This window comes from Mesorhizobium jarvisii (assembly GCF_003601985.1).
Classification (GTDB): domain Bacteria; phylum Pseudomonadota; class Alphaproteobacteria; order Rhizobiales; family Rhizobiaceae; genus Mesorhizobium; species Mesorhizobium jarvisii.
Genome location: NZ_QZXA01000005.1, coordinates 226152 through 241102, shown reverse-complemented (window position 1 = coordinate 241102; position 14951 = coordinate 226152). Strand labels below are relative to the sequence as shown.

Annotated in this window: 14 protein-coding genes; 7 read left to right on the top strand and 7 right to left on the bottom strand. The window is 63.5% G+C overall.

The features are described 5' to 3' along the window. Window positions 1-35: 35 nt before the first annotated feature. Window positions 36-1061, top strand: a complete 1026-nt coding sequence (locus tag D3242_RS14735; RefSeq protein WP_064980578.1) for a CapA family protein — start codon at window positions 36-38, stop codon at window positions 1059-1061. A 310-nt stretch (window positions 1062-1371) separates the two neighbouring features. Continuing rightward, complete coding sequence (locus D3242_RS14730) at window positions 1372-2322, top strand: DUF3137 domain-containing protein (protein WP_167470427.1); 951 nt, start codon at window positions 1372-1374, stop codon at window positions 2320-2322. Window positions 2323-2339: 17 nt separating this feature from the next. Here the strand turns inward: D3242_RS14730 and D3242_RS14725 are convergent, their stop codons facing one another. Next, window positions 2340-2834 (bottom strand): YegJ family protein, encoded by a 495-nt coding sequence (locus tag D3242_RS14725; RefSeq protein WP_064980576.1) that lies wholly within the window; start codon window positions 2832-2834, stop codon window positions 2340-2342. Between the two features lie 444 nt (window positions 2835-3278). Here D3242_RS14725 and D3242_RS14720 point away from each other — a divergent pair, with 444 nt between their 5' ends. From D3242_RS14720 to D3242_RS14710, 3 genes are all read left to right on the top strand, one after another. Then, entirely contained in the window at window positions 3279-3521 is a 243-nt protein-coding gene (locus tag D3242_RS14720; RefSeq protein ID WP_027047290.1) for a DUF1344 domain-containing protein, read from the top strand. A gap of 204 nt (window positions 3522-3725) precedes the next feature. Beyond that, entirely contained in the window at window positions 3726-5348 is a 1623-nt protein-coding gene (locus D3242_RS14715) for an FAD-binding oxidoreductase (RefSeq protein WP_064980574.1), read from the top strand. Between the two features lie 18 nt (window positions 5349-5366). Next, entirely contained in the window at window positions 5367-5990 is a 624-nt protein-coding gene (locus tag D3242_RS14710) for a hypothetical protein (RefSeq protein ID WP_019860592.1), read from the top strand. 5 nt (window positions 5991-5995) lie between these two features. Here the strand turns inward: D3242_RS14710 and D3242_RS14705 are convergent, their stop codons facing one another. The 3 genes from D3242_RS14705 to D3242_RS14695 form a co-directional block, all read right to left on the bottom strand. Beyond that, window positions 5996-6517 (bottom strand): hypothetical protein, encoded by a 522-nt coding sequence (locus tag D3242_RS14705; protein WP_027047289.1) that lies wholly within the window; start codon window positions 6515-6517, stop codon window positions 5996-5998. Window positions 6518-6680: 163 nt separating this feature from the next. Beyond that, entirely contained in the window at window positions 6681-7811 is a 1131-nt protein-coding gene (locus tag D3242_RS14700) for a hypothetical protein (protein ID WP_064980572.1), read from the bottom strand. 6 nt (window positions 7812-7817) lie between these two features. Continuing rightward, on the bottom strand, window positions 7818-8252 hold the full coding sequence (locus tag D3242_RS14695) for a membrane protein (RefSeq protein WP_032931388.1): 435 nt from the start codon (window positions 8250-8252) through the stop codon (window positions 7818-7820). A gap of 738 nt (window positions 8253-8990) precedes the next feature. On the opposite strand from D3242_RS14695, the gene D3242_RS14690 reads away from it, so the two are divergent. Continuing rightward, window positions 8991-9929, top strand: coding sequence for a diacylglycerol/lipid kinase family protein (locus D3242_RS14690; protein ID WP_064980570.1), 939 nt, complete (start codon window positions 8991-8993; stop codon window positions 9927-9929). 93 nt (window positions 9930-10022) lie between these two features. Here the strand turns inward: D3242_RS14690 and D3242_RS14685 are convergent, their stop codons facing one another. The 3 genes from D3242_RS14685 to D3242_RS14675 are packed head-to-tail and all read right to left on the bottom strand — an operon-like array spanning window position 10023 to window position 13764. Then, on the bottom strand, window positions 10023-10940 hold the full coding sequence (locus D3242_RS14685) for an NAD(P)-dependent oxidoreductase (RefSeq protein WP_038649014.1): 918 nt from the start codon (window positions 10938-10940) through the stop codon (window positions 10023-10025). Continuing rightward, entirely contained in the window at window positions 10937-12151 is a 1215-nt protein-coding gene (locus tag D3242_RS14680) for a mandelate racemase/muconate lactonizing enzyme family protein (RefSeq protein WP_064980568.1), read from the bottom strand. The genes D3242_RS14685 and D3242_RS14680 overlap by 4 nt, the downstream gene beginning before the upstream one ends. Beyond that, a complete protein-coding gene (locus D3242_RS14675; RefSeq protein ID WP_064980566.1) occupies window positions 12148-13764 on the bottom strand; it encodes a GMC family oxidoreductase in 1617 nt (538 codons plus the stop codon). The genes D3242_RS14680 and D3242_RS14675 overlap by 4 nt, the downstream gene beginning before the upstream one ends. 216 nt (window positions 13765-13980) lie before the next feature. Between D3242_RS14675 and D3242_RS14670 the strand changes: the two genes are divergently transcribed. Continuing rightward, a complete protein-coding gene (locus D3242_RS14670; RefSeq protein ID WP_064980564.1) occupies window positions 13981-14922 on the top strand; it encodes a phosphoribosylaminoimidazolesuccinocarboxamide synthase in 942 nt (313 codons plus the stop codon). The last annotated feature ends 29 nt before the right edge of the window (window positions 14923-14951 follow it).

Sequence of the window (14951 nt, the reverse complement as noted above, 5' to 3'; positions counted from 1 at the left end):
GGACGGTTTACAGAAGGCAAACGATTGGGCGTCGCGTGTCGAATTATCCGCTCTCCTACAAACTGTCCTGGCTGCCGCGTTTTCTGAAGCCGTCGCTTGGCGGTGACGGCAGCGGGTTTGCGCCGATGGCGGGGAGGTTGATGGAGCCGCCGCCAAAGCGGACGGTGCGGCTGGCCTTCATCGGGGATATCTCGGCCGTGGCCAACCGCCGGGCGCCGCACTGCGATCCGGCGATCAAGGCCCTGCTTGGCGCTGCCGATCTGGTGATCGGCAATTGCGAAAGCCCTGTCGTGGGCAGGCCGAGCGCGGTGCTCGGCACGAAGCTCGGCACGCATCATGCGATGAGTGAGCGGTTTCTGGCCGAGGCGCTCGCTGCGGCCGGCATCGCGCACGAAAGACTGGTGCTGTCGCTGGCCAACAATCACGTGCTCGACCAGGGCGTCGCCGGTTTCGACGAGACGGTGGCGGCGCTGAAGCGGCTCGGCATCCGCAGCATAGGCCTTGCCGCCGATGGCTCGGTGCAGCCGGTCAAGGTCGGGCTGTTGAATGTCGGCTTCGCGGCCTTCACGCTATGGTGCAATGCAGATGAGAGCCTGTTTGCCGGGCGTGTGTCGATGGGCAGCGATGCAGAGCGCTGGCCGCGCGGGTTCGACCTTATTTGCGCAGTGCCGCATTGGGACTGGGAGTTCCGGCATTTTCCGCAGGCCGGGACCAAGGCGCTGGCGAGGCGCCTGGCCGGGCAGGGCGTCGGGCTGATCGCCGGCCATCACGCCCATGTGGTGCAGCCGGTGGAACGGATCGGCGAGACTGTCGTCGCCTATGGGCTCGGCGATTTCCTCGGCACTGCGCTCGCCCGCCAGCCATGGCCGGGGCGCATTGGCGGGATTTTTGTCGCTGATGTCAGCGCGGAGGAGGGGACGCGCGGTGCTGTTGCGGCTTACCAGGTGCATCCGTTCCTGCGGCTGCGGGACGGGGATCATGAGCGGCTTGTGCCGGTGGAGGCGTTGGACGGTGCGATGAGGGGAAAGATTGAAAGACGGTTGAGAGCAATCTTTCCTTAGAGCTGCAAGCGGCGAGACTATTCTACAAGCGTCGTGCTGCCCTCATCCGCCTGCCGGCACCTTCTCCCCGTATAGTGACGGGGAGAAGGGAGATTAGCCGTGCCGGCGGCGCTCCACTTGCAACGCTGGCAATTGGCGAGACCATCGATGATGGCGTCCTTCGCCCCGTTTGCGGGGACAGGTGCCCGGCAGGGCGATGAGGGGCAGCGCGAGCATCTGTTGTGGAGGCACCGCAGTCGATACATCCGACAAAACCAGCTATCATGAACTTGTCGAGGCGACGGGGGTGGCGGTGGAAGCAGCGGATTTCATGCCTGATGAGGCTGTCATCGCCGGCATCCGGAAAAACATCGAGGCCTATGAGGCGGCGCGGGCTTCGGCGGTGCGGCAGGTGCGCTGGCGGGTGCCGCTGTTCGTCGGCCTGGTGCTGGTGGCCGTGGCGGTGATCGCCTGGCTGTTCAACAAGGTCGCCGACCCCAACGAGCAATGGTTCTCGACGCCGCATGTATTCCTCTATTTCATCGGCTTTGCCGCTTCGATCCTGCTGTATTTCCAGGCCATGAAGCCGGCGACGCGGCTGCAGCAATCGTTCCGCGACACGCTGCTGCCGATCATCTTCGGTTTCATCCGTGACATCGGCTACCAGCATGGCGGCAGACCGAACTCGTTCGACCGGCTGCCGCGCGAGGCGGTCGGGCCCTTCAACCGGCAAGCCTTCGACGATGTCGTTTCCGGCCACTACGAAGGGTTTCCATTCGAGCTCTACGAGGCCGAACTGCGGGAAGGCACCGGCAAGGGCTCATCGACGGCCTTCAAGGGTGTCATCGTCGCCTTCGAAGCGGTCGAGCCGTTCCCGGGAATCCTGGTGGCGACGCGGCGGACCAATGCGGTCGTCGGCTTTTTCCGCGGCCTGTTCGGGTCCAAGCTGCAGGAACTGTCGTCGGGCGAGCCATTTCTCGACGCGGCCTACGAATTCCGCACCGACAATGTCGAGGCGGCGCGGCCGCTGGTGACCGGCCGTCTGGCGCAGGCGCTGAAATGGCTCGGCGAGACCTGGCCCGACGATCCGGCCCGCGTCGCGCTCAACGGCGGCGACGGTTTCCTGCTGTTGCCGCAGGCGAAGAACTTCTTCGAGCTGCCGGAGATTTCAGTGCCTCTCGACTACACCAGGCATGTCGCGCCGATGATTTCCGACATGGGCGCCATGCTGGCGACGGCGGCGCTGGTGCGCAAGATCGGGGCGAAGGACGAGGCAAGCTAATCGGACCGGGCATAAGATCAACAATCGTAACCGGATTCCTCGTGCATGGTGTCTGCTTCTTCCTTCGACATTCTCTTGAACATCACGCAGACGGTGAAGCTGCCGACTTGACGCCCGTCGCGTCTGTATCCCCAGTCGGAAATATCGTCCCTGGTGAATTCTATGTTCTGGCCGAGGACGACATTGCGCACTGCTACCGGTTCGTTTGCCAATATGCCGACGAAGCCGGTTTCGTTGCGTCGGAACGGGATGACCCAGAAGTGCTCGCTGATATCCCCATCGTGCACCTCGACCTTTAATTTGAACCTGTCCGTCCCCGAGGGCGGCGCTTCGGTCAGGGCCAGGAACTCATCCAAGCTGGCACGCGCCTTCGCAATCGCTACCGCCATCTCGGGATCGTCCCTAGCAAACATAACCGTTTTATCGCCGCCTGGCTCAGCGCCTTGTGCGCCGGCCAATCCCGGCGCCAGCGCCAGCATCAGGGATATCATGGTTCGGACTGCCAGTTTCATGGTGAGTTCCCCCTCGTCGTAGCGGTTGCAATGATCCTGTATCCATTTCGAATTTGCAACCACGGCGCGAGTTTTGTCCGCTTTTGCGGTGGCGGTTGAGCTGGTCCATGAAACAAAATTTGTATCAACCGAAGGTCAGCGGGCTGTTGCGTGATGCAATTCGGGGCGGATTATGGCGGCTGCGTGATGGCCTCGATGCACCCGCCGCAATCGCCTAAACGATTCTTTTCGTGGGCGAACAGCGCTCGTCGAGGCAAACGAAACGGCTGGAAACCGCGTCAGCCGCAAGCAATGTGTCAGAATTAAGCCTATGATTTCCTTTGCGAAAAGTCACTCAATGTGATTTGCGGCCAGCAGACTTTCAGGCCCAGTGTCGGCTCGTTCGGTGCTGTCGTTGCCCAACGCGGCGGCCCCGGAAAAGTGAAACAGCACGGAGTGCTATCGATGAAGAAGACCCTCGCAACCACCGCCGCTCTGCTCGCCTTCCTTGGTACGGCCTATGCCGCGTCCGTTCAGGGCACCATCCAGGCGGTCGATCCGACGACCAAGTCGATTACGCTCGACGACGGCAAGATCTACCAGCTGTCGCCGGAAGCGAAGATCGGCAAACTGAAGGTCGGCGCCAAGGTGGCGGTAACCGTCGATGACAAGACCGGCATGGTGACCTCGATCAAGAAGGCTTCGTAGCCGCGAGCGTCATGCGTCGGCAGACCTGCTGACCGTACTTTTCAGCCCCTGCTCCAATCTTGGCCGGTTCCTTCGGGGATCGGCCATTTTCGTGCTCTTGGTCACTCACCGCCAGGCGGCCAGGGTGGCGGAACGCTGCCCCGACGGCGCCCCTATGGTTTTTGCCAAAGAGCCGCGCTATCCCTTGGCCAACGGGGGATCCGCATGGCTGACGAACAGAAGGGGTTTCGCCTGTCGCGCCGGCTGGTGCTCGGCGCGGCTGTCGTCGGCGGCGCGGTGCTGTGGGGCGGAACAACAATGGCGCGGCTGGCACGCGGACCGTCGGGGCCGAAGAATGCCGGGCGCATCGCCGACATCGATGGCATTGCCCTGCCGCTGAAACCGATCGCCAGCCCGCCGGCCTTTGATCCTTCGCTGCCCTGGTCGGCCAAGGGCGGCGACATCAACGATGCCAGCGGCCTGTCGCGGACGCCGGTCTATGGCGTGGTCGAGATCAGCGAGGAGGACCATATCGCCAAGGCGCTGGCCTTTGCCCGTGCCAACGGGCTGAAAGTGTCGCTGGCGGCTGTCCGTCATTCGATGGGCGGCCATGCCTTCGATGACAATGCGCTGGTGCTCGACCTCAAGAAATTCAACAAGGTCAGCGTCGATGCGGCGGCCAGGACCATGACGCTGCAGCCCGGCGCGCGCTGGCACGACATCCAGAACCTGCTGCATCCGCGCTTCGCGGTAAAGGCGATGCAGTCGACCGACATTTTTTCGGTCGGCGGCTCGCTGTCGGTCAACGCGCATGGCATGGACCACCAGGCGGGTTCGGTTGCCGGCTCGATCCGCTCGATGCGGATGATGCTGGCCGACGGGTCGGTGACGACCTGCTCGGCCACGCAGAACAGCGAGCTGTTCCGCCATGTCGTCGGTGGCTACGGCCTGTTCGGCGTGGTGGTGGAGGCAACGCTCGATATCGTCGACAATGCCGTCTACCGCACTTCGCGCGAAATCATCAAATCCGACGATTTCCCAAAGTTTTTTGCCGATGTGCTGGAGCCGAACAAGGATATCGGCCTGTTCTACGGCCATCTGTCGACGGCACCGGCCAATTTCCTCGAGGACATGATCGTCTATCGCTACGACAAGGTGGCCGAAGAGCCGCCGGCCGACCAGCCTGATATCGGCGAACCGGGCTCGGTCGGGCTGAAGCGGGTGATCATCAATCTGGCGAAATGGGGCAGCGTGTTCCAGGAGCTGAAGTGGTTCACCGAAAAGACGCTTGAGCCGAAATTCGAGAACTGCACCGTGGCGCGCACGACAGCAATGGCGCAAGGCGAGGCCTGCCTCGTCACCCGCAACAACCCGATGCACGATTCGGTGCCGTATCTGTTCAACGATCTAAACAACGAGACCGACATACTGCACGAATATTTCATTCCGCGCGCCGCCTATGTCGAGTTCATCACCGAAGCGCGCGAGATCCTGCGCAACCAGTCCCTGCCGGTGCTCAATGCCTCGGTGCGCATCGTCCATAAGGAGGATGTGGCGCTGACCTATGCGCCGGAGCCGGCCTATTCGCTGGTGCTCTACATCAACCAGCCGACCGATACCGACGGCAATGCGAAGATGCGGGCGCTGACGCGGGCGCTGATCGACGTGACGATCAAGCATGGCGGGCGCTTCTTCCTACCTTACCAGCTACATTATACGGGCAAGGAGTTGCTGGCCTCCTATCCCGAACTGCCGGCCTTCCTTGCGGCGAAGCGGCACTATGACCCGACGGAACTGTTTTCCTCGACCTTCTACCGTGCCATCAAGGCGCTGAGCGGGGTGGCGTAGGAAGCAGGAGAACAATCGATGCGCATGCTATCGGCCGCAGCCCTTACTCTCATCGCGCTGTGCGCTGGACCGGCCGGGGCCGAGGACCTCAAGGCCTTCAAGCTGACCATCGACGGCGTGGCGGTCGATATCGATCCCGGCGAGAGCACGACCATCACGCTGCCCGGCGGCAAGCAGAGCAAGGTGACGCTCGAGCGCAACGACTTCGCCACCTTTTCAGGCGGTAGCTTCTCCTTCGTCCATCCGACCGGCATTTCGGTGACCAAGACCGATCTCGGCGAGAACATCACGCAATATCTGATGGCTTCGGCGCTGGGCACGATCGTCGTCGTGCAGGAATACGGCAAGATGAATCCGGTGTCGCTCAACCAGCTGATGCTGCAGGAGATGACCAGGGAATCGGTGCAGGCCGGTGCGACGCTGACGCAGCAGCCGACGACGCGCAAGCTCGCCGACGGCAAGGAACTCACCGGCATCCGCGCCGAGGTGAAGACGCGCACCGACACCGCGTATTTCGAGATCGTCGGCTACGGCCTGGCCGATCGGGGGCTGTTGTTCGTCACGCGCGTCGGCAGCGGGGATCTGGCCACCGAACAGCCGCTGATCGACAAATTCTGGGAGAGCCTGAAGCTCAAGATGTAAAGGGACTAAAGCCCCGTTGGCACCAGGCCGGCCAGCCAGTTCACTGAGCGTTTGGCTGCATCGGCGGTCGCGGAAGCTGCACGGCCAAGATCGGTCTTGACCACGGCATAGCCGTTCTTGGTGCGGTAGAGCACGCCGGTTCCGCCATCGACCACCTGTTCATAGGCGACGGGCCGGGCGGCATCCGCGTCGACGGTCGTCGTCGGCGAGCCGACGGGCACGCTCGGCCGATGGCTCAGTTCCGGAGGCAGCGGGCTTTCCGTTCGCACGATCCTGCTGGCGGGCTTGAGTTCCGGGCGGGATGCGGTGGCGGCCAGTTGCGAGGAGGATGACGAACCCTTGGGGCGGCAGATGCCGGACACCAGCGGATAGTCGAAATTGCGCTGGTGCAGGATCTGGCTCTTCATTGCGGCTTCGCATTCGGCGATGGTCGACCACTTGGCAGGCGTCTCGCCGATATATTCGCACAATTTGGCGTCGCAGTCGCAGCCGACAATGGTCATGGCGACAAGGGCGGTCTTGATCACGGTCTTGTCCCTTCGAGATGCCCCCCGGCAGCCCATTCAGGTGCATGTCGCCCGTCAGGCAACGTGCACCATTCCATCGCGCGCGAACAAGGCGGGATTTGGCCGCGATTGTGGAATGAGCATGGCCGCGCGTCTGATCTTGGCCGGGCGTGGCCGAAAGGCCTCAATAATCGTAGACGTGTTCGAGCTTGGCGCCGGCCTTCATCAGCGACGATAGCACCAGATGCAGCTTGCGCACGGCCACGACCATGCCGGTGCGGCGCGTCGAAGGATCGGCCGGCAGCGGATAGCTGAACAGGATGCGCATGCCTTCGGGGACGGCGATCGAGTCGGTCGACAGCATGGTGACCATGATCTCGTCATTGCCGCCGATCTCGACGAAGGAGACGCCCTTGTCGATCAGCCGCGGGATCATGTCGGTGAAGACCTGATAGCGCTTGGTGACGAAGATGGTGCCGTCAGGACCCAGGTCGCGCTCCAGCAAGGTGTCGGGCTCGTTGCGGGTGGCTTCGCCGACCGGGCCCTTGGCCCAGACATGGATGTCGAGGAAGGCCGGGTCGGAGGTCGCGGCGAGCGCCTTTTTGATCAGGTCGGCATAGCCCTGCTTGATGGTGTCGGCGAGGCCGAAGGCGAGCTTGCGTTCGCTGGTGCGGACGGAGCTGTCGCCCGGCGCCGGCTGCACGGCAAACAGGCCGGCGCGTTTCTCGGCATAGGCGAACTGGTACCACGGCACCTGGTCGAGAAAGCCTGCGTATTCGGCCGCCACCTTGGCCTGGTAGATGTCGGCGGCGGTGCGCTTGGCCGATGTCGCCTCGGTGACGCGGCCGACCGTGTTCTCATAGGCCCATTGCAATATGTGCTCGATCGAGTGGCTGGTGCCGATGATGACCAGCATCTGGTGGTTGGCATAGTTGAACTTGTATGGGGAACTGGCGCGGATCACGGTGGCGTAGTCCTGCCAGAAGCGGCCGACATAGGACCAATAGGGAAATCCGCTCGGCTGGTCCTTGGCGACGAAGCCGGCATATTCGCGCGCGGCGTAGACAATTGTCCATTCGGGATAGGTGAGGAAGGTCGATTCCTCAGGCCGTTGGTAGCCGGGGATTTCGGCGCGGACCTTGTCGGCCAGCGCCTTGGGCGGCGCGCCATCGGCAATGCCGGGCAGCGGGGTCTTGTCGAGCGACGGCGTCGTCAGGAAACCGTAGCTCAGCCCGACGATCGGGATGAGGATGATGATGACGATCAGCCAGACGATCGTCTTGATGACGCGCTTCAGCCAGCGGAACAGCAACATGGCCGGTCAGGCCGTGGCGAAGTGGTCGTGTATGCGCTTCGACAGCCAGAAGCCGACATAGACGGCGAAGCCGCCGATGACGAGATGCGGCAGGTTGGCGAAGAAGCGGGTGGGGAACTCGATGTCGTTGAGGGAGCGGAAACCGTTGATGAAGATGCCGGCATCGAGGCAGCCGGAGCCGGTGATCAGCCCGAGCACCCCGTCGAACAGATAGACCGATCCGAACAGCTTGAAATAGAACACTGCCTGGCGATGCGAGATGAAGGCGGCGGCCAGCGCCCAGACGCCGGAGAAGGCGTGCAGCAGGTCGTCATACCATTGCAGCGAGAACAGGCCGAACAGATTGCCGTTGGCATCGTTGAACGCCGGTATGTAGCCGATGGCGACGACCGCGAAGAACAGGAAAGCATAGGCAACGGCAAGCTTCTGGATCAGCGTCATGAAGTATCCCCCTCCTACGAGCCCGTTAAAACGGACTCTGACGACGTTGGGATACTAACCGATTTTAGCGCGCGGTGAAGCGGCGCCCGCAAGATCGTCAGCAAAGGAGATCAAGGGCCAAAACAACAGTCGGCGCCGGGATTTCTCCCAGCGCCTCCCTGTCAGATCAGGACACGGTCGCGGCAGCAACTTCCGTAAAGTCGTCGCGCCATGCCGGCCTTGATTTTGACGGTCCTGCCAGCCACCACCCCAAGGCAGTGTCCGTTCCAGACCACGCTGGTCTTGGCCCTTGCGGGCTTTGCCCTGCGTGCCATCGAAGGTTTTTGCCGTCCTTCATGGCAGCATCGGTCCGCCGTCGGCGTTGGCACGCTTTCCGCGGCCCCGTAGGTCTCGGCTACCGTCCCTCGAAACAGGCAAGCCTGCTCTCGCTCCGGGCCGTACGGGCCTCAGGAAATCCGCCTTTCACTTTCGCCTTTCGGCTTGGCGATCGGTGGCCGCCTGAGATGGGTTTAACGTACGCCGGGTAAGGGGCCTGGGGAATGGCCATGGGCCTGTGGATAGCGGGATTATCGGGGACCGTTTGGCGAGGGCCCGGGACCTTCGGTGCCTGCTGCCTTAAACAGCCGTCCCCTCTTTTCGGCGCTCGGATCGACAGCGCCCCTTGCTCCGCCGCCGGGCGCGGGCTTCAATGCCGGCAAACGATCGGACATGGATGTCCGGCGCCGGGGAGGGTGCGTATTGAAAGTCGGGGTGGTTCTCAATCCGATAGCCGGTGGCGGCCGGCTGAAGCGGCATTGGCCTGAGGTTGCCGCCTCGCTGAAAAAGCACTTCGGCGATTTCGAGTTGCGCGAGACACAGGCCGAGGGCGATGCCGAACGGTTGGCCATCGACCTCGCGGCAAACGGCTTCGACCTGGTGATCGCCGCCGGTGGCGACGGCACCGCCAGCGAAGTGGCCGACGGGCTGCTGCAGGCATTCGAGGAGAGCGGCAGGACGACCGAGCTTGGCCTGCTGCCATGCGGCACAGGCATCGATTTCGCACGCGGTCTTGGCCTGCCGAAAGCGGTGGACGCGACCTTGAAGCGGATCGCCGGGGCAGAGGGCCGCAAGGTCGATGCCGGGCGCATCTGCTACATCGACGACCATGGCGCACTGGCCAGCCGCCACTTCATCAACATCGCAAGCCTTGGCCTGTCGGGCGCCACTGACCGCGCCGTCAATGTCGACAAGCGCAAGGGCAAGATGTCGGCCAAGGCGCTGTTCCTGTGGCGCACCGTGGTCGAGTTCATCCGCTACCGCTTCCAGCATGTGCGGATCACCGTCGACGACGGCGCGCCGGTCGAGGCGCGCATGGCGCTGGTGGCGGTGGCGAACGGCAAGTTCTTCGGCGGCGGCATGATGATCGCGCCGGATGCCGAGCTCACCGACGGAGAGTTCGACATCGTCATCCTGCGCGCGGCTGGCAAGCTGAAGCTGATCTGGGATATCCGCCTGCTCTATGGCGGCCGGCACCGCAACCATCCGGCGATCACGATCCTGCGCGGCAAGAAAGTGGTTGTCGAACCGCTCGACGATGTGGAAAAGAACGGCGCGCTGGTCGACATAGACGGTGAGTCGCCCGGACGCATACCGGCGACCTTCGAGATCCTGCCTGGCGCGCTGACGCTCAGATATTGAATCAAGGCGTTGCGAGATTGATTCAAGCCTTTTCGAAACTGAATCCGGCTATCGATTCAAGCAGATGAAATTGCTTGTTTTTCCGCTCGCCGATCAGATTGCCAGTCTGGCTGGAAAACCGGGCGCACGCAGTTCGGTGCCGACCGTATCTTCCAGCAATTTGACGATCTGGGTCGACCAGGCGCTGCCGCCATAGGCCGCCTTGCCCTGTTCGAAAATCGCATTGACGCGGGATGCCAGCTCCAGCGGCACGCCGAAATCCTTGCCCATGCCCAACGCAAAACCGAGGTCCTTCAGCGCCAGGTCCATGGTGAAGCCGATGTCATAGGAGCCGTTGAGGACGAGCTGGCTTTCGGTCTCGTGGACGAAGCTGTTGCCGGAGGAGGCAACGATGGCGTGGTAGGATTGGGCGAGGTCGAGCCCGCCCTGCTTGGCCAGCATCAGCGCTTCGCCGGCGGCGACGAGGTGGATGAAAGCCAGCATGTTGGTGATCACCTTGATCACCGCGGCCGAGCCGATCGGCCCCATCAGGAAGGAACGTGCGCACATTGCTTCGATGGCCGCGCGATGGCGTTCGTAAAGGGCTGCATCGCCGCCGACCAGGGCGGTGATTTTGCCGGCCGCCGCCAGATGCACGCCGCCGGTGACCGGGCACTCCAGCGTCTCGACACCCTTGGCCGAGGCGAGGGCGGCAAGCCGCACGATCTCGTCGCGGCCATTGGTCGACATCTCGATCCAGGTGCCGCCCTTGGGCAAGCCCTCGAGCAAGCCGCCGGGTCCGGCAAGCACCGCTTCGCTGACCTTGGGCGAGGGCAGGCAAGTGATGGCGTTGCCGGCCCGCGCCGCCGCGTCGGCAGCGCTGTCGGCTGCGGTGGCGCCGAGCGCCACGAGGCGCTCGACGGCAGCCGAGTCGCGGTCGAAGACAGTGACCGCAAAGCCGTTGCGGATCAGGCTGGCGGCAAGGTTGCCGCCGAGATGGCCGAGGCCGATGAAGGCGTAGCTCTCGCTCACGGCATCAACGGGGTCTGCATCATCTGCAGATGCAGATCTTTGCCGGTGTAGGGATGCGCATCGCAAACGGCTTCGTTGAGCTCGACGCCCAGCCCCGGTTCCTTCGAGGGGATGACGTTGCCGTCCTGCCACTCGATCTTCTTCTTCAGGAGCGTGGCGTGGAAGCCGTCCCACTGCTTCAGCGATTCCAGGATGAGGAAGTTGGGCAACGTCACCGCCAGCTGGATGTTGGCCGCACCGACGATCGGCCCGCAATAGCAGTGTGGCGCGACCTGAATGTGATAGGCCTCGGCCATCGCCGCGATCTTCTTGGTTTCGAGAATGCCGCCGGAGCGGCCGAGATCCGGCTGCAATATGGTCGCGGCGCGGTTTTCGATGACGCGGGCGAATTCGAACTTGGTCGTCAGCCGCTCGCCGGTGGCGATCGGGATCGAGGTCGCGCGGGCGACCTGCGCCATCACTTCGGGCATGTCGGGCGGCACCGGCTCCTCGAACCACAAGGGATCGTAGGGCTCGATGGCGCGGGCCATGCGCAGCGCGCCCGACGCGGTGAACTGGCCGTGCGTGCCGAAGAGGATGTCGGCGCGGTTGCCCACCGCCTCGCGGATCGCCTTGACCATGCGGGTGGAGACGTCGATGTCGATGAGGCGCGGCTGATGGCCGTCGAAGGCGGTGTAGGGACCGGCCGGGTCGAGCTTGACGGCATTGAAACCCTGCTCGACATATTCGAGCGCGCAGGCCGCCGCCATTTCGGGGTCGTTGTAGACATTCCTGCCGTCCGGCGCGTCCTCGGAATGGACACTGCCGGTGTGCGGGTAGAGGTAGGTGTAGGAGCGCAGCGTCTCATGCACCTGACCGCCGAGCAGTTTGTAGACCGGCTTGTTGGCCTCCTTGCCGATAATGTCCCAGCAGGCCATTTCGAGCGCCGAAAAACAGCCCATGCCGGAAACATCGGGGCGCTGGGTGAAGCCGGAGGAATAGGCGCGGCGGAAGAAGTTCTCGATGTCGTGCGGATCGCGGCCGACGAGATAGCGCTCGGCCATGTCCTCGACCATTTTCGCCGTGACATGGGCCGAGAAGGTGGCGTTGTAGGCTTCGCCATAACCGACCACGCCGCCATCGGTGGTCAGCTTGACGAAGACGAAATACTTGCCGCCGATGCCGGGCGGCGGGTTGCCGACAACCCAGGTCTTGACGTCGGTGATCTTCATTTTTGGTCCTCCAGAACCAGTTCGGCGCCCTTCCACCCGGTCATGACCGAGGCGGCGTTGGTGTTGCCGGTGATGTTGTCGGGAAAGATCGAGGCGTCGATGACGCGCAAGCCCTCAAGCCCGTGCACTTTCAGGCGCGGATCGACGACGGCGCGCGCGGGATCGGGGCCCATGCGGCAGGTCGAGACCGGGTGATAGACGGTGCCGGAGCGCTTCCTGAAATCCGTGATCAGGTCGGCGTCGGACTGGATCGACGGGCCGGGCAGGACTTCTTCCCTGATGATTTCGGCCATGGCCGGCATCGAGGCGATCTTGCGCACGAACTTCACCGCCGCCAGCATCTCCTCGACATCGGCATTGGTCGAATAGGCATTGGCGGTGATTTTTGGATAGTCCAGTGGATTGCTGGAGCGGATCATGATCTCGCCGCGGCTCGACGGGCGGCAATTGGACAGGCCGATGGAGAAGCCCGGCCAGGGATCCGGCGTCAGGATCGGCCGCTCGCCGCTCTTCGGGATAACCGTCGAGAAGGCCTGGAAATAGAGCTGCATGTTGGGGCGCGAGAACGCCGGATCGGTGCGGAAGAAGCCGCCGCCATGGTTCATCGACAGAGACAGCGGCCCCGAGCGTGTCAGTATGTACTGCATGCCGACCAGCAGCTTGCCCCACCAGGGACGCAGGATCTGGTTGAGCGTCGGCACCTTGCCCTTGAAGGTGTAGTTGATGCCGACATGGTCCTGCAGATTCGCGCCGACATTCTCGTTGGCGTGGACGACAGCGATGCCCAGCCCTTTCAGAAGCGCCGAGGGGCCGACGCCCGACAATTGCAGCAGCTGCGGCGAGTTGATCGAGCCGGCGGAGAGGATCACCTCGCGGCCGGCCCGCGCCGTCTTCGTCTGACCGTTCTGGAGATATTCGATGCCGATGGCGCGTTTGCCTTCGAACAGGATGCGGCTGGCCAGCGCGCTGGTCTCGACGCGGACATTGCCGCGCTTCATCGCCGGGCGCAGGAAGGCGCGCGCCGCCGACATGCGGCGGCCGCTCTTGGTCGAGATCTGGTAGGTGCCGACGCCTTCCTGGGCAGCGCCGTTGAAATCGGGATTGAGCGGCAGGCCGGCCTGCTGGCCGGCGGCAAGATAGCGCTTGGTCAGCGGGTGGACGGCGTTGGCCGTATCGCTGATGTGCAGGGGACCACCGGTGCCGCGCCATCTGTCGGCGCCGGCCTCATTGTCCTCGAGCGCCTTGAAGATCGGCAACAGCTCGTCATAGCCCCAGCCGGGATTGCCGGCGGCGCGCCAGTCGTCGAAATCCTCGCGCGCGCCCCGGATCCAGACCATGGCGTTGATCGAGCTCGACCCGCCGAGCAGCTTGCCGCGCGGCCAGTGATCGACATTGCCGCCGAGGCCGGGATCGGCTTCCGTCTTGTAGTTCCAGTTGACGGCTGGGTCGAAGAAGGTCTTGCCATAGCCGAGCGGCATCTGCACGTAGAAGCGCCGGTCCGTGCCGCCGGCCTCCAGCACCAGAACCGAGAAGCGGCCCGAGGCCGACAGTCTGTCGGCGAGCACGGAGCCGGCCGAGCCGGAGCCGACGATGATGAAGTCAAAAGTCTGCATGATTGAAACGGGCGGCTCCGGAAATCTGGCCGCAGCCTAGACGCGAGGGGTTCGCCGCGTCGCCGGGCCTTCCGGCATGCGTTGTGAAAAATGCGACTGGAATGCGAGGTCGAGTTGCGGGGAATATCGACAATCGCGCTTGATAAGCATGGGCTCGACAGCCTATGCGAGGGCATTCGTTTGCTCTGGCCACCTCTGCGGAAGGCGGGAAATCATATGCGGACCCTGTCGGATGCGTTCATTCCCGAGCTGCCGGGCTACTACAAGGGCAAGGTTCGAGAAAACTACGATCTGGCGGACGGGCGGCGCATCATCATCGCCACCGACCGTCTCAGCGCCTTCGACATCATCCTGACCTCGATCCCGTTCAAGGGCGAGATCCTGACCCAGACGGCGCGCTACTGGTTCGAGGAAACCGCCGATATCTGCCCGAACCATGTGCTCGAATATCCCGACCCCAATGTCGTCGTCGGCACGAGGCTCGACATCCTGCCCGTCGAGATCGTCGTGCGTGGCTATCTCGCCGGCACCACCAGCACCTCGATCCTGACCCGCTATCGTCGTGGCGAGCGCGACATGTACGGCATGCGCCTGCCGGACGGCCTGCGCGACAATGAGAAGCTGGCCGCGCCGGTCATCACGCCGACAAGCAAGGCAGCGGATGGCGCCCATGACGAGCCGCTGTCCAGGGCGGAGATCCTCGAACAGGGACTGCTCACGCAGGCGCAATGGGACACCGTCTCGGATTACGCCTTGAAGCTGTTCGCGCGCGGCCAGGCGCGTGCCGCCGAGCGCGGCCTGATCCTTGCCGACACCAAATACGAATTCGGCACAGACAGAAGCGGCACCATCATCCTGGCCGATGAAATCCATACGCCCGACAGCAGCCGGTACTGGATCGCGGCGAGCTATGAACAGGCACTGGCCAGCGGCACGCGGCCGGACAGTTTCGACAAGGATTTCATCCGCTCCTGGGTGGCGGCGCGCTGCGATCCTTACAAGGACCCGATCCCCAGGATTCCAGACGAGATCGTCGAACAGGCCTCGCGCATCTATGCCCAAGCCTACGAGGCGATCACGGGCAAGGCATTCGTTCCCGACCTTTCCGGGGACACGGTTCTCGATCGCATCCGTTCGAACCTGGTGCGCTACTTCTAGCAGCCAGGCGAAGCCTTGCCCGGCGCGCG

Coding starts and splice junctions, on each gene's coding strand:
- D3242_RS14730 (WP_167470427.1), top strand. CDS start 1,372: ATGCCTGATGAGGCTGTCATCGCCGGCATCCGGAAAAACATCGAGGCC.
- D3242_RS14725 (WP_064980576.1), bottom strand. CDS start 2,834: ATGAAACTGGCAGTCCGAACCATGATATCCCTGATGCTGGCGCTGGCG.
- D3242_RS14720 (WP_027047290.1), top strand. CDS start 3,279: ATGAAGAAGACCCTCGCAACCACCGCCGCTCTGCTCGCCTTCCTTGGT.
- D3242_RS14715 (WP_064980574.1), top strand. CDS start 3,726: ATGGCTGACGAACAGAAGGGGTTTCGCCTGTCGCGCCGGCTGGTGCTC.
- D3242_RS14710 (WP_019860592.1), top strand. CDS start 5,367: ATGCGCATGCTATCGGCCGCAGCCCTTACTCTCATCGCGCTGTGCGCT.
- D3242_RS14700 (WP_064980572.1), bottom strand. CDS start 7,811: ATGTTGCTGTTCCGCTGGCTGAAGCGCGTCATCAAGACGATCGTCTGG.
- D3242_RS14695 (WP_032931388.1), bottom strand. CDS start 8,252: ATGACGCTGATCCAGAAGCTTGCCGTTGCCTATGCTTTCCTGTTCTTC.
- D3242_RS14680 (WP_064980568.1), bottom strand. CDS start 12,151: ATGAAGATCACCGACGTCAAGACCTGGGTTGTCGGCAACCCGCCGCCC.
- D3242_RS14675 (WP_064980566.1), bottom strand. CDS start 13,764: ATGCAGACTTTTGACTTCATCATCGTCGGCTCCGGCTCGGCCGGCTCC.
- D3242_RS14670 (WP_064980564.1), top strand. CDS start 13,981: ATGCGGACCCTGTCGGATGCGTTCATTCCCGAGCTGCCGGGCTACTAC.